Source organism: Burkholderia sp. Ax-1724, assembly GCF_011752995.1.
Lineage (GTDB): Bacteria > Pseudomonadota > Gammaproteobacteria > Burkholderiales > Burkholderiaceae > Paraburkholderia.
The window spans coordinates 169,658-185,460 of record NZ_VWWL01000013.1; the positions used below are offsets into that span (position 1 = coordinate 169,658).

At 57.0% G+C, this 15,803-nt stretch carries 9 protein-coding genes and 1 pseudogene; 3 read left to right on the forward strand and 7 right to left on the reverse strand.

Translation table 11 applies throughout. The annotated features are described in order from the left end of the window. Positions 1-415: 415 nt before the first annotated feature. The 3 genes from F3J19_RS17425 to F3J19_RS17435 all read right to left on the reverse strand — a co-directional run bounded on the left by F3J19_RS17425 (position 416) and on the right by F3J19_RS17435 (position 4,564). Positions 416-1,492: a GlxA family transcriptional regulator gene (locus tag F3J19_RS17425; RefSeq protein WP_167043518.1), complete on the reverse strand. Its 1,077-nt coding sequence runs from the start codon at positions 1,490-1,492 to the stop codon at positions 416-418. A gap of 213 nt (positions 1,493-1,705) precedes the next feature. Then, entirely contained in the window at positions 1,706-3,208 is a 1,503-nt protein-coding gene (locus tag F3J19_RS17430; RefSeq protein ID WP_167043520.1) for a lyase family protein, read from the reverse strand. A 6-nt stretch (positions 3,209-3,214) separates the two neighbouring features. After that, positions 3,215-4,564: an MFS transporter gene (locus F3J19_RS17435; protein WP_167043522.1), complete on the reverse strand. Its 1,350-nt coding sequence runs from the start codon at positions 4,562-4,564 to the stop codon at positions 3,215-3,217. 203 nt (positions 4,565-4,767) lie between these two features. Here F3J19_RS17435 and F3J19_RS17440 point away from each other — a divergent pair, with 203 nt between their 5' ends. Next, on the forward strand, positions 4,768-5,751 hold the full coding sequence (locus F3J19_RS17440) for a LysR family transcriptional regulator (RefSeq protein ID WP_167043524.1): 984 nt from the start codon (positions 4,768-4,770) through the stop codon (positions 5,749-5,751). Between the two features lie 159 nt (positions 5,752-5,910). Here F3J19_RS17440 and F3J19_RS32665 read toward each other — a convergent pair. The 3 genes and pseudogenes from F3J19_RS32665 to F3J19_RS17450 form a co-directional block, all read right to left on the reverse strand. After that, a pseudogene (locus F3J19_RS32665) lies at positions 5,911-6,121 on the reverse strand (SET domain-containing protein-lysine N-methyltransferase); the annotation flags it as partial. A gap of 513 nt (positions 6,122-6,634) precedes the next feature. Continuing rightward, positions 6,635-7,498 (reverse strand): hypothetical protein, encoded by an 864-nt coding sequence (locus F3J19_RS17445; protein ID WP_240159024.1) that lies wholly within the window; start codon positions 7,496-7,498, stop codon positions 6,635-6,637. Between the two features lie 797 nt (positions 7,499-8,295). Then, entirely contained in the window at positions 8,296-12,708 is a 4,413-nt protein-coding gene (locus tag F3J19_RS17450; RefSeq protein WP_167043526.1) for a hypothetical protein, read from the reverse strand. A 615-nt stretch (positions 12,709-13,323) separates the two neighbouring features. On the opposite strand from F3J19_RS17450, the gene F3J19_RS17455 reads away from it, so the two are divergent. Together F3J19_RS17455 and F3J19_RS17460 are read left to right on the forward strand one after the other, a co-directional pair. Continuing rightward, a complete protein-coding gene (locus tag F3J19_RS17455) occupies positions 13,324-13,935 on the forward strand; it encodes a recombinase family protein (protein WP_167043528.1) in 612 nt (203 codons plus the stop codon). Then, entirely contained in the window at positions 13,932-14,339 is a 408-nt protein-coding gene (locus tag F3J19_RS17460) for a hypothetical protein (protein WP_167043530.1), read from the forward strand. Before F3J19_RS17455 ends, F3J19_RS17460 begins: the two co-directional genes overlap by 4 nt. Before the next feature lie 319 nt (positions 14,340-14,658). On the opposite strand, the gene F3J19_RS17465 is transcribed toward F3J19_RS17460, so the two are convergent. Then, a complete protein-coding gene (locus F3J19_RS17465) occupies positions 14,659-15,348 on the reverse strand; it encodes a hypothetical protein (RefSeq protein WP_167043533.1) in 690 nt (229 codons plus the stop codon). Between the last annotated feature and the right edge of the window lie 455 nt (positions 15,349-15,803).

Below are 15,803 nucleotides of genomic sequence, written 5' to 3' on the forward strand. Positions count from 1 at the left end.
CCCGCCTCGGTATTGCTCTACGCGGCAGTCCCGCGAAGCGTACTGAGGGCGAGAAAAATCAGTCTATTTCAGCCTCACCATGGCTTGGCCAACGGCGCTTCGAAACTGAGCTGGTACCATATCACGCCAAAGGATGGAGTCGATGGTCACCTCGCAAAGCATCGACAAACTCTTCGAGGGCGACGGTACCGAACTCGAGTGCGATCACGGTCGTCTCCGTATGGGGGCACGCTTCGTATACGAGGCCCGAAATTGTCCCCGTGACGACGGCGGACACAGAGTCGCCGGCAAACGGTGCAGCGACATCGATGCCCCACCAAGATCTGGCGCGTGCCAACTCTATTGGGTCGGGCCGGCCTACAGACAGTTTCTCGCCATGACCTGACGGTCCCCGCCGACAATTCACGGCACAGGATCAGTTCAATCCGCTCGCGCTGCGCGAAGGCAATAAACGCAACGGATTCCCGACATCGCCATGCTCGTTTTTCAGCTCTGTCTGTGCCAGGCGGCGATCTTCCGTTGGCGGCAAGCCAAAAAAATCCTTATAGCTTTGACTGAAATGGGCCAGAGAATGAAATCCGCTCGCAATCGATATATCTGAAATATTCATATTTGATTGAACAATCCGTTCTCGCGCGCGGCGTAGCCTGATGGCAATATAGCATCTTTTAATCCCGCCTCCTGAATTTCTCCCAAAAATGCGCTGTAGCTGTCTGGTTGAAATTCCGATCCGTCGCGATAGCTCCTCACATGAAAGTGGTTCTTCTACGTTATTTTCCATTATTTCAATGGCAGATCGCAGAATATCCTGGTGAAAACCGTATCCATCGATTTTCGGAGTCGGCTTCAAAGATTCCCCGCCTCTTATCGACTCAATAACGAGAAATTCCAATATATTTTTCTTTAAATCACTTCCAATTTCCCCATCAATTAAATGCAACATCATGTCCAAAGACGCGGTGCCACCGATACACGTAATTCTGTCCCGATCAACGACAAAAATCCGTTTCTCAAATTTCACTCTATGAAACATCTCCTTCTGCATTGTTAGATACTCCCAATGAATCGTACACGAGTACCCATCAAGGAGCCCCGCTTTAGCCAGAACGAATGAACCTGTGCACATCCCTCCAAGGAGAACTCCTGAGGCTGCAAATTTCCTCACGAGTGACAGACACGAAGCAAGTCTTAACCGATGTACATCGTTTCCAGCACATATAAACAAGATATCCGGTAATGGAGCATCTTGAATCATCTTTGTTTGAAATGAAATTCCATTGCTTGATTCAATTGCTCCGCCGCCTTCTGAATAGAGTGTCCACTTGAACAGATCCTTCCGTCCGAGCTGATTTGCCAATCGCAATACTTCTATCGCATTTACGAGCGGATTCATCGTAAAATTCGGGATCAGTAAAAATGAGAAATTCCTCACTCCACCAATCATTTTTTTGAATTTATCATGCGATTTCATTGGGCCACAAATTTCTTCCATTTTCCGCCCCTCGGAGAACGGTCGCCCGGTTAAATTCAACGCGATTTAGAATGAAAAATTTCAATAAAACGAAAATTTTTTTCATATCAAGGCGATGACATAAGTCCTTTTCATTCTCCGGTTTGGATGCATGGGCCGGTTCGAATCTGTCACACAGTTATTGGTCTTTAGCCGCCGCCAACGAGATGGCTTCAATTTTCAGATGACGTACGGCTAGCGTTGGCCGCGCCGCGGTCCGATTTTCGACGAGTCATGCTGAGCTAGTCTTCCTGTCGACCGCAGCGGGTTTGCCCACATTTGTGAATGAGGGAGATCAGGGTGGAAACTGCTTTGTCGCAGGAGTTCCTGCACCTCGCCTTCGCTCACGATACCTTCGTCAACGAGTACCTTTAACAACGTCTTTCCCGATGCCACTGCTTGACGTACTAGAGATGACGTCCGCGCATATCCTATTTTTTCTTTGACTACAGGTGCTATCGCCATCGAGTCAACGAGATGTCTCATGCTCAACTCATGATCGGCCTTGAGCGGGCGCACCACGTGGGTATCAAACAGAAATACCGCTCGCTCCACGAGCCTCAGTGCCTTGAATAAACATGTCGCGATCAATGGCTTGTAGTTGTTATTTTCCAATTGTCCACCGGCGCATGCGAGCATCACGCTGTGCTCAGCGCCGGATATCATGAAGGCCGCCTGCGTTAGTCCTATCGCATGCACCGGGTTTATCTTGCCAGGCATCATTGACGACCCGGCTTGATGCGGCGCCAAAGCGAGTTCTGCAATGCCGCCACGCGGTCCCGAACTGAGAAGTAAGATATCGTTGGCAATCTTCGAGAGTGAAAGGGCCACTGTTTTTATCGTGGCAGCGAGTGTGGCGAAACCGTCCATGTTCTGCACGGCGTCGAATAGATCGTCGACCTGCGTGAGTTGCATACCGGCAAGTTCCGATAACTCAGCGGTGACCGCCTCACGATAACCACAATAGCTGCCAAGCCCTGTACCGACCGCCGTCGCTCCCAGACATATTGCGCGCAGAGCCGGCAACTGCGCGACCAGCGCGGAGGCACTGCGCTCAGCTAGCGATGCGTAACCACCGAACGCCTGATCCAACCGCATTGGCAGAGCATCCTGCAAGCAGGTTCGCCCGAGACGTAAGATTCCCCCGAATTCGCTTTGCTTGTCGCGTAGCGATAGCGCAAGCTGCCTGACCACGTTCCCGACAGTCTGAGTCTCCTCGTGTAACGCAAGTTTCATTGCACTAAGAAGTGCATCACTCGTCGATTGGCCAAGATTCACGTGGTCAATGGGATGCAAAAAACGGTATTCGCCAGGTGCATGTCCCATTAACTGCAGAGCCCTATTTGCGATCACCTCGTTGATGTTCATGTTGATGGACGTACCGCAAGCCCCTTCGAGCGGATCGACGATCAGGGCTTCTGTGTGGTGCCCCTGAACGAGTTCCAGACAGGCCGCGCTGATACATTCACCCTGCTCCCGGGTGAGCTTGCCATGACGCACGTGCACTCGCGCAATCGCGCGCTTCGTTCGCGCCAGCCAACCAACGAGGCGCGGGTACTGGGCCAGAACTTCATCGGAATACTGGAAATTCTGCTTTGCACGTAGAGTGTTAATGCCGTAAAGCGCGTCGACGGGCAATTCGCAATCGCCGAGCGAGTCACTTTCAGTTCGGTACCCTTTCATAGCTCTCTTCATCATGTATGGTTACCCAACCAACGATTCATGCCGCGTCTCGGGTGCCAGGAACGCGCAAGTTACGCCGCCCACCACCAGGACTGCAATGCAAAGAAGCACCGCTGTCGGGCCACCGTACGCTGTAACGATCGTGGGGAGTGCAAATGTGGCAGATGCGGAGCCAAGCCGGCTCGCAGCGACGGCGAAGCCCAGTCCAGTCGCCCGCACGTTCGTCGGAAACAATTCTTGCGGATAGAGAAATACCAGATTATTAGTTCCACTTAGTACACAGGCGAATATGGCAAACAACGCAACGATGAGTGTGTCGGGAAGACTGTTGCCAAGCGACAGTGCGGCAAGCGAAGATGCTGCGAGAAAAAAACCCGTCAAGAGAAACGTTCGCCTGCCGACACGATCCACCAGTAACGTACCGCCGATTGCTCCGATCAGAAGAAACAGGTTGTATATCAAGCCAGCAATGAACTTGTTTGCGATATGCATTGAATCAAAAACCATGGGCGAAAACGTGCCTAACGAAAAATATGGAATCACAAGGCACATATAGGAGAAACAGGCGACAAAAAGTCGGACTCGCCATTTTTTGGAGAACAGACTTGCGACACCTGCCATCCCGGAGGGTACGGCCGATGGTCCGATCGGACTGAGAATTACGTTGACTCCAATGCGGGTCCGGACGATCGCCTGCGCTTCCGTGAGACGACCTTTGCGCTGAAGCCACAGGGGGGATTCCGGTACACGCACACGAAGGAGGAAAGCCACCGCCGATGGAATTGCACTCGACAACAGCATCAGCCGCCAAACATCCACACCGTGGTCTTTCAATACGTAACCTACGATATACGCACCTGTGTAGCCCAAGGTCCACGCTATAGCGAGCCAACTTAACAGGCGTCCGCGCATACGACGTGGGGAATACTCGATCAACATCGCCTTGCTTACCACATAGTCGAATCCGAGTATTACTCCAAGCAAAAGACGTAGGACTAGTAGTTGTCCGGGATTCGTCACCCAGTACTGTGCTAACGAAATAATCGAAAACAGCGCCATATCGTAGTTGAATACAGCGCGGCGCCCAGCGCGATCGACGAGCGGACCAGCTACCAGGCTGCCCACAAATAGGCCAGCCAAGGACGCCGCTCCCAGAAGCCCCAGCCAGTATGCGTTGAGGTGCAACTGCGGAGCCGCAACGGCCAGTGCAATACCAATAATACCCAGGATGAAACCATCGCTGAATTGACCGCCAGTGCCAGCCAGCGTGACTAGCAAGTGAAACTGCGTTAGTGGTGCATCCTCAAGATTGACCTGTTCACGCGATTCTGCCGTGGGGCCTATCGCAGTCGCATCGGTGTATGGGATCATGCTGACTGTCTCCTGTCTAATATGTGTTGTCGTCTGACAGCAACCATTCTAGGAGGCAGGGCGACTCTATATTTCGCAAAAACACTACAATAAAGAATTCTTATAACCGTTATGAAAGCATTCGATAGGCCTCAATCCGAAGCTTCATCGGGACGGCGATTTCGCTGACTCCACCCTGCGTCACCAGTGCTGCAAGGACCAATATGATTCAGCTTTCGGACCGGCCGATTGATCTCTACCAGATCGACATCTTCTTAACGGTCGCGGCGACCGGTAGCATGTCGAGCGCCGCAACTGTGCTCGGGGTTAGCCAACCAGCGGTGTCACACGCGCTGGCACAACTTGAGCAATCACTTGGACTCGTACTGGTTGACCGGTCGCGGCGTCCACTAATGCTAACGTCGGCCGGCTTTTATATCGCGAATAATGCGGGCCCGGTGATTGCCATGGCGCGTCAGTTGAAAGCGCAGGCCATAGAGGCTTCAAAGCATGAAAGTGTCTATGTTCGGATAGGCGTGATTGATTCAGTGGCCAACGCGATCGGACCGGAGTTAATCCGGTGGCTGCTGGAACGGACCAGCGGACTGTCAGTTCAAATCGGTATGGCGGTTGATCAGGAAGATGCGCTTGCGAACCGTGACGTAGACCTCATTATCTCCACCAATCCATTGGTAGATCGAAAAGAATTCAGCCATCACTTTTTGTATCGAGAGAACTTCGTAGCAATCATGTGCCGCGCTAATCGTTGTAGCACACCTGCAACACTGCAATCGCTCGCGGCATCACAGGCATTCATTCGGTATCGGCATGTTTCCACTCTGGGTATTCGTGTCGAGCGCATCCTGCGGTACAACGCTGTCGACCCTCCAAGAAAACTTGAGGTCGATCATGCCGAGACGCTAACGCTGTTGGTTTCGCAAGGGCTAGGTTGGGCGATTACGACGCCGACCTGTTTGCTTCAAACAGGAGAGCGATTCATTGATGCGATTGACCTGGTTCCAATTGATCGAGGCAACTCAATGCGATCTATTTTTCTTGTAACGCGCAATGGTGAATTTTCAACGCTCGCAGACGGGCTTGCAAATAAGGCCCGAGAGGCCCTAACGAGTTTGCTTGCGAATTTTCCGCGATTACGAACATATGCCCCGGAAGGCTCCATCGAATTCACCGAGTCGTCAATGGAGTAGATCTCAGTGAAGGTCTGGTGCGCCAGATTCAAACCGGATCTCATCGTACTTGGCAAGAAATGCCGTTGGCGGTCAATAAATGTTCCGCCCACCCACTTCCCGACAACGGATCGCCCGCGGCGAAATGGTCCAGATGTACCCGAGAATGATGAACATGAAAAAGACCAGCTCGCCCATCTCTATGGCCTGGCAGTTTAGCGCGCATGCGTGGTTAATGAGCGCGCGCTGTTGCCGCTGCTGCCGCCGACGACCTGCCGATTCGAAAGAATCCGAAGACGAAGGTGCGTCCTGTCTCGAATCGATGACGGGCGGTCGCGCGGCGCCAACTGGTCACTTCGCCTACGCACTCGGTGAGCCGCTCGCTTGCCACAGCTGCGCTCTACCGCCCTGCGACGCGGCAACAATACGAAGCTCTTTTTCGTTTCGGCTAAATTGGCCGCCTACTGGCGAAGACGGGGAGAGTCGAACAACCACAGGTTGCGAAATCAGCCTGTACTATGCACTGCGCGGAGATAGGCGATTCCTTGCTCATGGCCAACGGTGAGCAATGAGGTCGACTTGCCTTATCCGTGATCGGTAGCGCCGTCGCTAACACGCCTTTGCCCTCTCCGTAATGCAAAAAGAAGGTAAAGATGGTGGGGTAAAAAGTGGGGGTAAAAAGTGGGGGTAAAAAGTGGGGGTAAAAAGTGGGGGTAAAAATCGAGGCAAAGAAAAACGGCTTACAGACAATCGTCTGTAAGCCGTTGATTTTTTTGGTCGGGGCGAGAGGATTTGAACCTCTGTGAACCCACGGCGGAATGAGGCTTTCCCGGAAGTGTGTCGCGCCAATTCGCTGCATAAATTGACACAGTCCGCTCAGTGTAGCACGGCTCGCTAATTGCCCCTAAGCCTGTCCCTTTGATCGTTCAAGCAGCCTCACGCACGCGTGAATCGTTGCGAGATAATAGTAGAAGGCCCATGCAAGCCAAATTGACGGGTCGTACTGTGTCTTCTGGTCCTGCCTGTGATGCCGAATTCCAAAATTATTGGCTAGATTGAACAAATCGGCTTCGTCCTTCGAGTTGAGGACGCCCTTCGCCTCGCCCCGCAAAAATTCAAGTACATCGCCCAAGTCGCGAACCGCATCCCGCCGTTCCGCCAAGGACCTACGCCGGTATTTGAGCTTGGCTGCTTCAACCCTGTCACGCACGTTCACAGCATCTGGGTGCGGCACCTCCGCAGCAAGCATGGGCGCGAACTCATCGTCGGGAAGTGCCAACACCTCTCCGTCCGGCGACAACTCGTAGCCGGGGCCATAGTCGGCAAGGATGTCATTCATTTCCAATCTAAAAATCTCTCGCCCAGCCCGACTATCGAACGTCTCGTAATGCCACCCACACTGATTGAATTGGTGGTATGCGCCCTTTACGCCCTTGGAAGCATGGTCGAAAAGAAGCTCGATAACGTCGAACAAATCGTCTTCGGTATAGGACTCAAGGTGATCCTGAACGGGCCAAAGTCCGTCACGTCGAAGTTTTCGAAAAACATACAAGCCGGGATCGGTCCCGGCCTTATTCGGAACATGACCTTGGTCTACGCAGTAGTAGCCGAACCACTCCTGAAACATGCCATCCGCTTCCAAACGATCGAATGTAGCGGCAAAAAAACGCTTGAATTCTTTCAGTGTAAAGCCTTGGTCCGATGGGCGCTTTCCTGCTCTGACTGAGTAGTAATGGCGACGCGGGGGAGAGGGATCGCGAGATGACATGTTTGAGGAGACGGGCGCAGACTCAGTTGTTTTGCGAAGAATACAACAAGTGCCGAATCCAACTCGCGCAGTTACCTAGATATGCCCCGAAAACGTGCAGCTAGGTTCACAGGGCGCTAGGTGATTTGGCCGTTTACCCCGCAGTCCATATGCTCGTCAGGTCCAACGGGTCGGTCATGGTATACGCCTGGGTGGATCGCTCGGGCGCTCGGTACGCTGGCGGCAAATGCGACCAAGGCGGCCACGCGGTCATCCCCGGTCTTCTGGATATGGTCACGTAGCTCGTCCGCGTGGGCGCGTGCCTGCGGGGCGTTGGCCCCGGCTTGCAGCGCTTGCTCGTACTGGCGGGCTCGATGGCGAAGATAATGGTTCTGGGTGTTCATGAGTTGGATTCTCGGTTGGGTAGAAATGGTGGACCGGTGAATACAGGCCGGACTCGGAAACCACGGCGGTGTTCTGTGCGCCACCGGGGGGACTAACTTTTTCAGTACCCTTCTCGTCGGCGTCGAGGCCGAGCGTCGCGCGGGTTGGTGCGCAAACGTCCTTCGCGACGAACCAGGGCTCGCCGTAGAGCTTTGAGGGAGACTGTGAGTCGGTTACCGACTCAGATTCGCTTGCGCTCTCTTCAGCTTCAAGGCTTCGATTTGCCTCTTCTAGTTGAGACGAAATGACGTTGTGCCACCAGAGAAACTCGGGAGGTAGGAGGTGTTCCATATGATGTTTGCCTATTTGATTGACGCTCGCGCTACACGAACCCCGCCGTCCAAGACAGCTAGGTTCGTGTAGCGCAAGCGCGGTTAATTTTCTTCGAGGAACAGCAGGCGGGACAGTCCGAAGAACTGATTGAGCGGGATGAGTTGCTTGGCTTTGGCGACCATCTTGTCGGTGTCGCCTTGGACGCCCGAGGCCACTGCGCCCCCAGCAGTTTTCAGGGTGCCGCTCCACGCGCCCAGCAAATTCTCATACCAAGAATTGGCAGAAAACTTCGAGCCCTGACCGCCCAAGGTGAAGCCGAACTGGTCCTTGAGCGTCGGGTCAAGCAGCTTGACGCCAGAGTCCATATACGAGCCATACATCGCCGGAAGGCCCGAGCGTTGCAGGACGTTGTACGCGAACTGAGTAGGCTTATTCTCAAACTGGTCGATGGGGTCTTCGCCTTTGAGGTAAGACTTAAGAGCGTTGATGGCGACACCCGTCGCTAGTGCCCAGCCCACAGCGTAGGCGAACCGCGAATGCTCGCCAGTCACTGCCCCGTATTGAATACCGGCGCGGATGAAGTGGTTAGCAAACGCCCAGGCCATCGTCGTGAACTGTTGGAACAGCCGCCCGACAGGCTTGTCCATCATCAGCGGCATGTGAGCATAGCCGCCCGTCAGGGATGCGCGACGCTGCGTGCGAATCAAAGCGGTCTCTAGCACAGTGCGTAGATGAAGCGCTTCATTGCCCACGCCCCACTTGCTCATGTTCGGGTAGAACAGGCCGTTCTCAGCGGCCTCGCCGTGAACCTCGAACATCCTGGCGAGACCATTGGCCTCAGTGCGCCCGATACCAAGCGCGGTCAGTTGCGCTTGCTGCCCCTTCGAAAGCGAGTCGAAACCACGGCCGACCCAGTTCCGAATTTTGGCTAACTGAAGCACGCCTGCCGTGCGCCGGATGTTGTCCGACCAGGCAGCGAGTCCCGTGAGCTTCGAGACCGCAGTGATGCCTTGCTGCATACCCAGTTCTACCGCTGCTGTGGCTTTACGCGTGAAGCCGGTGCCGAATCCAACGTACTCACGGCCAGCACCACGGCCAAGGGACCGCTCGGACATGTTGCCAATCAGGCCATGCTCGAACGAGCCCAAGAGCATCGCCAATTCGTTAGCGCCCTCCGAGCCGAGCTTGACGTCCTTGAGAATCGCGGAGAACTGACGAGTGCCCGTGCCAGCCATCGCTTTGAGCGCCGAGCCTGGAGTCACAAACTCAGCGGTCGCTAGGTCATTGATGGCCGAAATACCAAAGCCACCAACGAATCGAAGCGTAGAGGCATCGCGGACGCGGTCCAGAAAATAGGTAATCGGATCGTCGCCGCGAGGCTCGTAGACACCCAGGACTCGATTCTGCAATCCCACGAGGTCCTTGAGTGCCGCCTTCTTCTCATTCTGCGCCGCCGTCTTCTCGTCGCCTTCCAGCGAGCCGATCTTGCGGTCATAGGCTTCAACCACCCCGCGCTTCACGTCACCCCAGGAGCGTCCCTGGAATGCCTCGTGCATCGCGATGCGCCCGCCCATGTCCTTGTGGTACGCGTCCATCAAGTCGATCGCGTTGGACTTCAGGAACCCTTGATCCACCATCCGCTGATACTGCTCATCGGTGTACTGAATCTTGCGTTCCTTCACGCGGCCCGACTCGCCGATCTCGTCCAGCAGCATCCCATTGGGTGCGCCGTCGATCCCGGAGAAGTGGTTCGCGATCTCGTCCACAGCCTGGGAGATCGGGTGGACATCTCGGCCCTTGGACCGGGCCTGGCGCAGAGCTTTGCGGAGAGCGCTCGAAGAACGATCGACCTCCTTCTCTGCTGCCTTGGCGTCGAGCCCCAGTTGAACATGAAGTTCCCGGGCCTTCTTGCGCTGCTCGGTGGCCTCGTCCAGCTTCTGCTTCAGGAACCGAGCGGTGTCGATCTGCCCGTCCATCGCTTCGCGGAGACCCGCCGCCTTCAAGGCTTCAGGTTCCTGTTCGATGATCCGGTTGACCTCACGGGTCACTTCGTCGTGCGCCTTGCGCAAGTCCTTGCCCTCCCGGGCATAGGCGTCGAAGTCCCGCCGTGCGTCAGCCAGGTCTTCCCGAGCGGCCCGCAGTTGGTCGAAGGCTTCGCGCATGTCCTCGTAGTGCTTCGTCGTCTGGGCCAGTAGCGCTTGACGCTCGGAGTTCAGCGCCGCTCGTTGCTGCTCCAGCGGGACGTTATGATGCGTGCGTTCCGCCGAGCCAGCCGGGTGATCCGCGCGGACTTGCTTCTGCTCGTCCATGCCCCCCCGCTTCTCTGCGAGTACCCAGTTGGCCGATGCCTTGGCGTCCTGAGCCTGACCGCGCAGCGCCTCAGCCAGTTGCCCCTGCTCGGTGATCTGAGACTGGGCCGTCTGGATTCGCTGACCCGCCGCGTCTAGCGCCGCCCCGTTGGCTTGCAGTTGCTGGGCCAGGTCGTCGGGCAGACTCTCGTCCGCGCCGAGTCGCGTCAGTTGCTGACGGATCGAAGCGATCTTGTCTTCTGCCCGCTGGGCCTTCGACTGGGCAGCGCCGAGCTTACGCGCGACAGCATTGCGTTCGAGCGATCGACCGCGTGCCTTCATCTCGTCCAGCTTCGCCTTGCGCCAGTCGCGCTCTGCGCCTGCCTTGTCGGACAGGATGTCAGCCGCGTCGTCTTGCGCTTGCTTCTGGCGGCGCATAGCTGTGTCGATCTGCGCTTGGAGCCGGTCGTTGATCGCGTCCTGCTCGTCACCTCGCCACGCCTTCAGGATGTCGTTGACCTCCGTGGGTGTCGCGTTGGCGCGGATGTCGTCCCAAGACGCGTGGGTTGGCCCTTCGACGCCCTCGGCCAGTGGTGCGGCACTGGGGTCCTTGGTGAACCCGTTCTCGCGAAGCCAGTTCTCGTCAGGCGTGGAGCCCAGAACCTCGTGCAGCATGTTCTTGAACTCCTGCATGTTCGAGCCGATCGCGTTCCGGTCGTAGACCTGGGGTGCGCCGTAGCGCCCCTCAACTCCCGCGCCGGGTTCGATCGCGCCCACGCGGACGCCTCGGTCCCACAGTTGCTTCATGGAATCGTTGGCGATCTGCTCGGCCTTGTAGATCATCGGGTGGACCTTCGCCGCCTGCTCCTCGGTGAGTCCACCTTCACGGAGAACCCGCGAGACGTTCGCCGAGATGGTGTCAACCGTTGCGTTGGTGTTCGAGCCGCGCATGATCTCGAACATCGCCTTGTTGAAGGTGTCTCGGTCCAGCGTGTTCCGATCGACGTATCCCTGCGATGCTGCGGTCAACTTGTCCTTCGTAGAGGTCTCCAGCGCCGACTGACCGAGCGCCTGATTGGCTTCGGACCACACGTTGTCGATCTGGTGGACGTTGAACTTGAACTGCTGACCATTTCGGAGAACCAGGTCTTCCGCCGATGCTCCTCGTACTGATCCTTCGAGGTTTGCTCGGGTGAGCATGCCGCCAGTGTCCATCAGGCCCAGCATCGCCTCGCGCTGCTCGGGGATCGTGTACTTCCCGTAGCGTTGCATCGGGGTCATGCCGAAGCCCGAGAGGGACTTGTCCAGCCACTGGGACACTCGACCACCCTGGGCCAGTTCCGAGCCAGCCTCGAAGTTCTCCGAGCCCCCTTCAGCCGCACGGGCCGCGCCGATCGAGTCAGCGCCGAACGTGTAGCCCTCTTCGGGTGTCTGCCCAGCGCGGACTTCAATGACCGGCTCGGGCTTGCCCAAGTTGTCGAGGTGCAGCGGATTGTTCGGATTGTTCGGGTGCAGCGCGTTGTCCGTCCCCATGTGTCGGAAAATTCCGCCAGCGACGCCGCCAAGGCTCGCCGCGATCCCGATGTTCATGAAGGCGTCCTGCGGGCTTTCGTCCCGCGTGGCGTCCAGCGACGAGAGCGCCGCTTCCTGGGCCGCTGCGTCCGTGGCGAATACTGCGGCACCCTTCAGCGCACGACCAGCCACTGAGGCCGCTTTTACGCCACCGAGCGCCACGGAGCCTAGGGAGAACGCGGAGGTCACATCGAACAGGGACGCGCCCATACCGAGCGCGTTGCCCCAGGTATCCCCTCGGGCCGAGGTTTCCTTGTCCTGCTCGTTCAGGCGTTGACCCGCGATGTACGCGCGTAGACCACCTTCGGATTGGATCGAGTTGATGCGCGAGTCTTTCAGCAGGGACGGGAGGATGTCCTGGTACTCCTGCTTGTTCTGTTCGAGGTACGCCCACGGGTTGAAGGTAGGGTCCTTCGGCTCGCTCACGTCCTCATGAGTGAGTTCGCGGTAGCCTTGCCCGAGGATCGTATTGAGTCGCCAGTCAGCCGCTGCGACATCCAGTGCGCTCGGGCGGTCGAGGTTTTCCGCCTCGGTGTCGCGTGCGACTTGGATGTTGCCGGATGCTGGTTGAGCGTCAACACCTACCCCAGTCGGGGCGTCGATGACGGGTGCGGGGGTCGTGTTGTCTGAAGGGGTGGATTGGATGGTAGTCATGTCGTCGTGTGCTGTGTGAATTGCGGACGCAGCGCAAGCTGTTCAGTTGCTGCGGAACATGTCAGGCAAGTTTCGCGTAGCGCGTCGCTTTCTCTGGGCCGCTCGAATTGCCGCGCCCTTTACTGGATTGGCCGCGTACTTCGCGCGTTTAGCATTCAGCAAACATGAGCGGCAAGTGGAATGCCAGCGCCCGAATTGATTCATGGGCCGGTCGCTACGCTCGTAGAAAGCGCTGAGGGGTTGAGTGACGCCGCAGCGATTACACGCTCGGCTAGTCGAGGGAGGTGCACCTCGCGGTAAATGTGCTGTCATTTTCGTGGCTTTGTCGTTAGTCAAAAGAAACAGAGGCTTGCAAATGCGCACGGCTGTTTCTACGGTCTCTTACCTTGTGCTGAGTTAATCGGGACACACGTGGACCATAGGGTCCTCACCATGTGCGGAGTTACTCGCTGGTTAACCTGTGCGCCTGTCATGCATCTACAAATACCGTTCCACATGGGTATGCCCTTGCGATACGCGCTACATCTCCGACTTTTCGTTCCGTTAGGATTGACTGTTAATTCGGAACGATTATAATTCGGAACACAACTTCAACGGAACAAGGTGAAAGTACACATGAGACGCATCTACTACGGACGCGTATCGACTCTGGACGGGCAGACGGCCGCCAGCCAGTACGCCGATGCAGCCCAGCGCGGCATAGAGCGGGACGATGTTTTCATTGATGAGGGGGTGAGCGGATATCACGTGCCGCCACTCCAGCGGGAACAGTGGCAGCACGTAGAGCGCGACCTACGTAAAGGCGGCGTCCTGGTGGTGCGCTGGCTTGATCGCATCTCGCGGCGATACGACGAGTTGCACGAAACGATGCAGCGGCTAATGAAAAGAGGTGTGCGCGTGGAATGCACGCTCAATGAGATGGCCTTCGACGGTCAGGAGACCGATGCGACGCGCAAGGCCATCCGGGATGCCATCCTGGCCTTTATGGCGGCCCAAGGCGAGGCGGACTATCGGAACCGGCGCGAAATGCAGGCACGAGGCATCGCCGTTGCGAAGCAGGAAGGGAAGTACAAGGGCCGCAAGCATGCGGTGAATTACGAGGAGGTCCGCGCGTACCACGCCGAGCATGGGGGTTCAGTGCGGTCTCTGGCGGATCACTTTGGAGTGGGCGTGGCGACGATCTCCCGAGCCCTGAATGCATCAATTGACCAAGGACCATCAACATGAAAATCATTCAAGCAATCGAAAAGCAATTGCCCGCCCATGTTGTCGCGGCAATCACGAGCGCAGCCGGTATCGTCTCACGCACCTTGGAGCAAGAATATGGTGTGAAGCTGGGAAAGGCGAGGCTCCGGTCGAGCGGCCTTTTGCTTTGCGACCAGCAAGCGCGTGAAATGGAGCGATACCGCGTCGCAAAGGGGTTACCCGTTCTCACGGGCGCTGACCGCCATCCCAGCCCCGACCAGCAAGAGTTCTTCCGAGATTGCGTGGTGGGCGAGTTGATGGACCTGTATACGACTGTGCGCGGGGGGACGACTCGAACGCTACGCCGCCTGGCTCCCATTGAGGAGACGGCCATTCTGGCGCAACTCAAGAAGCGTGGCGCAGCCATGCGCAAAAAGCCCGCCTAAGCGCTCCGAGTTGCACCGCCGAGAGGCCCGCCGCAAGGTGGGCTTTTTCGCGTCCCCGAAATGGCAGGAGATTACATTGACAGTCCCTACGCAATCCGGGCTATCCACGTGACGACCTGAGCCGCTCCCGTGACTCACGCGGCCAGCCATCGGCGTGCGCGGATCGGCCAGCGTCGAGCCCATGCGTTCGATTCAATGCAGGATTGCTTCAATGACCCTCCAGGAAAGCCCCCCCTCACGGGGGGAATTCTGACGTGCGGCCCGCGAGACATATGCCTTCGCAACTCCCGGGAAAAATTTAGCCCGCGTGGACATACCGCTACCCGCGCGGGACGCGCTTCCAGCCCTTATCGATCAGCAGCGCTTCGCTTGCCGACCATCCGGCCTTCATGCGCTCCCTGACTATCAGCGCGTCCGTACCGTAGCACTCGGCCAACTCACGTAGCTTGTGGCGCTCGCCGCCAAACTCGATAGGCACGGTTGCTCGCGTGTTGCGCGTGTTCTCGCGTGGCGTCGCCCAGCGGACATTACCTAGCGCGTATCCCTTGTCGTTGTCGCACCGGTCGATCTGGTGGCGTCGCGTCGGCGGCGGCCCAATCTCGCGCTCAATGTCGTCGGCGTAGCGCCAGAAGTCATTACGCCACGGCTCGAACATGATGATGCCTCGCCCGCCATAGTCGGTGAATGATCGGCAATTCGGGTTGTGGCACCGCTCCTTTGCGCTGCGCCAGCGGCCATACAGCGGATGCTTCATAGCGCCGCGCCGGGTCGTTTTGCGGATGTACGCGGGTCGCGGTGGTCCGAACAGAATCGGCTTCCTTGGCTTCAGCTTGTACCCTGGCGGCTTGGGCGGACCAAACCATACAGACGGCGGCGAAACATACCGCGCCTTGTCCCGCTTCTTCTCGCACGCCTTGCAGGCCGTCCGAAGCTTGCCGGGTCCGTTGCTGCCGAACTCGGGTAGCGGCAATAGCGCAGCGCACTTGCTGCACTTCTTCAGTTCATTCATTGCTTCTCTCTCGTGGGTGTGATCGTTGATGCATCGGTCTGCGCTCAAACCAAGCGGCGGAGCGCCACCGGCAGGAGGAGAGACTGCCTCGGGTCCTTTCGGATATCCGAACGCACGCACGCGCGGCGAGCGCAGGCCGACGCATCAACGGGAGTTAGTGAGTTATCCCAGGTGTCGGGACGGATGGAATGAGGAGCGGCGACAGGCTCGTGCGGTCTTGGCGACTCCCTGGAGATCGACCTAGATTGAGATTCCAGGTGGTGTACTCATCGACTGTCACCGTGAATCTTCACGATCTTCAGGAGATACGGTGATGTCTTTGGATACAACTCACTGAAAAGTGAGAGCGAAGCGAACCATTTGGTCGTCTTCGAGAATCGAAGTGGCACGAAGGGAGCCCCCCCTTCCCCCCCAAGCCATCTGAATTTGAGTGTCGATTGCACGTCGCCCCCTTA

Coding starts and splice junctions, on each gene's coding strand:
- F3J19_RS17425 (WP_167043518.1), bottom strand. CDS start 1,492: ATGGAAGAAATTTGTGGCCCAATGAAATCGCATGATAAATTCAAAAAA.
- F3J19_RS17430 (WP_167043520.1), bottom strand. CDS start 3,208: ATGATGAAGAGAGCTATGAAAGGGTACCGAACTGAAAGTGACTCGCTC.
- F3J19_RS17435 (WP_167043522.1), bottom strand. CDS start 4,564: ATGATCCCATACACCGATGCGACTGCGATAGGCCCCACGGCAGAATCG.
- F3J19_RS17440 (WP_167043524.1), top strand. CDS start 4,768: ATGATTCAGCTTTCGGACCGGCCGATTGATCTCTACCAGATCGACATC.
- F3J19_RS17445 (WP_240159024.1), bottom strand. CDS start 7,498: ATGTCATCTCGCGATCCCTCTCCCCCGCGTCGCCATTACTACTCAGTC.
- F3J19_RS17450 (WP_167043526.1), bottom strand. CDS start 12,708: ATGACTACCATCCAATCCACCCCTTCAGACAACACGACCCCCGCACCC.
- F3J19_RS17455 (WP_167043528.1), top strand. CDS start 13,324: ATGAGACGCATCTACTACGGACGCGTATCGACTCTGGACGGGCAGACG.
- F3J19_RS17460 (WP_167043530.1), top strand. CDS start 13,932: ATGAAAATCATTCAAGCAATCGAAAAGCAATTGCCCGCCCATGTTGTC.
- F3J19_RS17465 (WP_167043533.1), bottom strand. CDS start 15,348: ATGAATGAACTGAAGAAGTGCAGCAAGTGCGCTGCGCTATTGCCGCTA.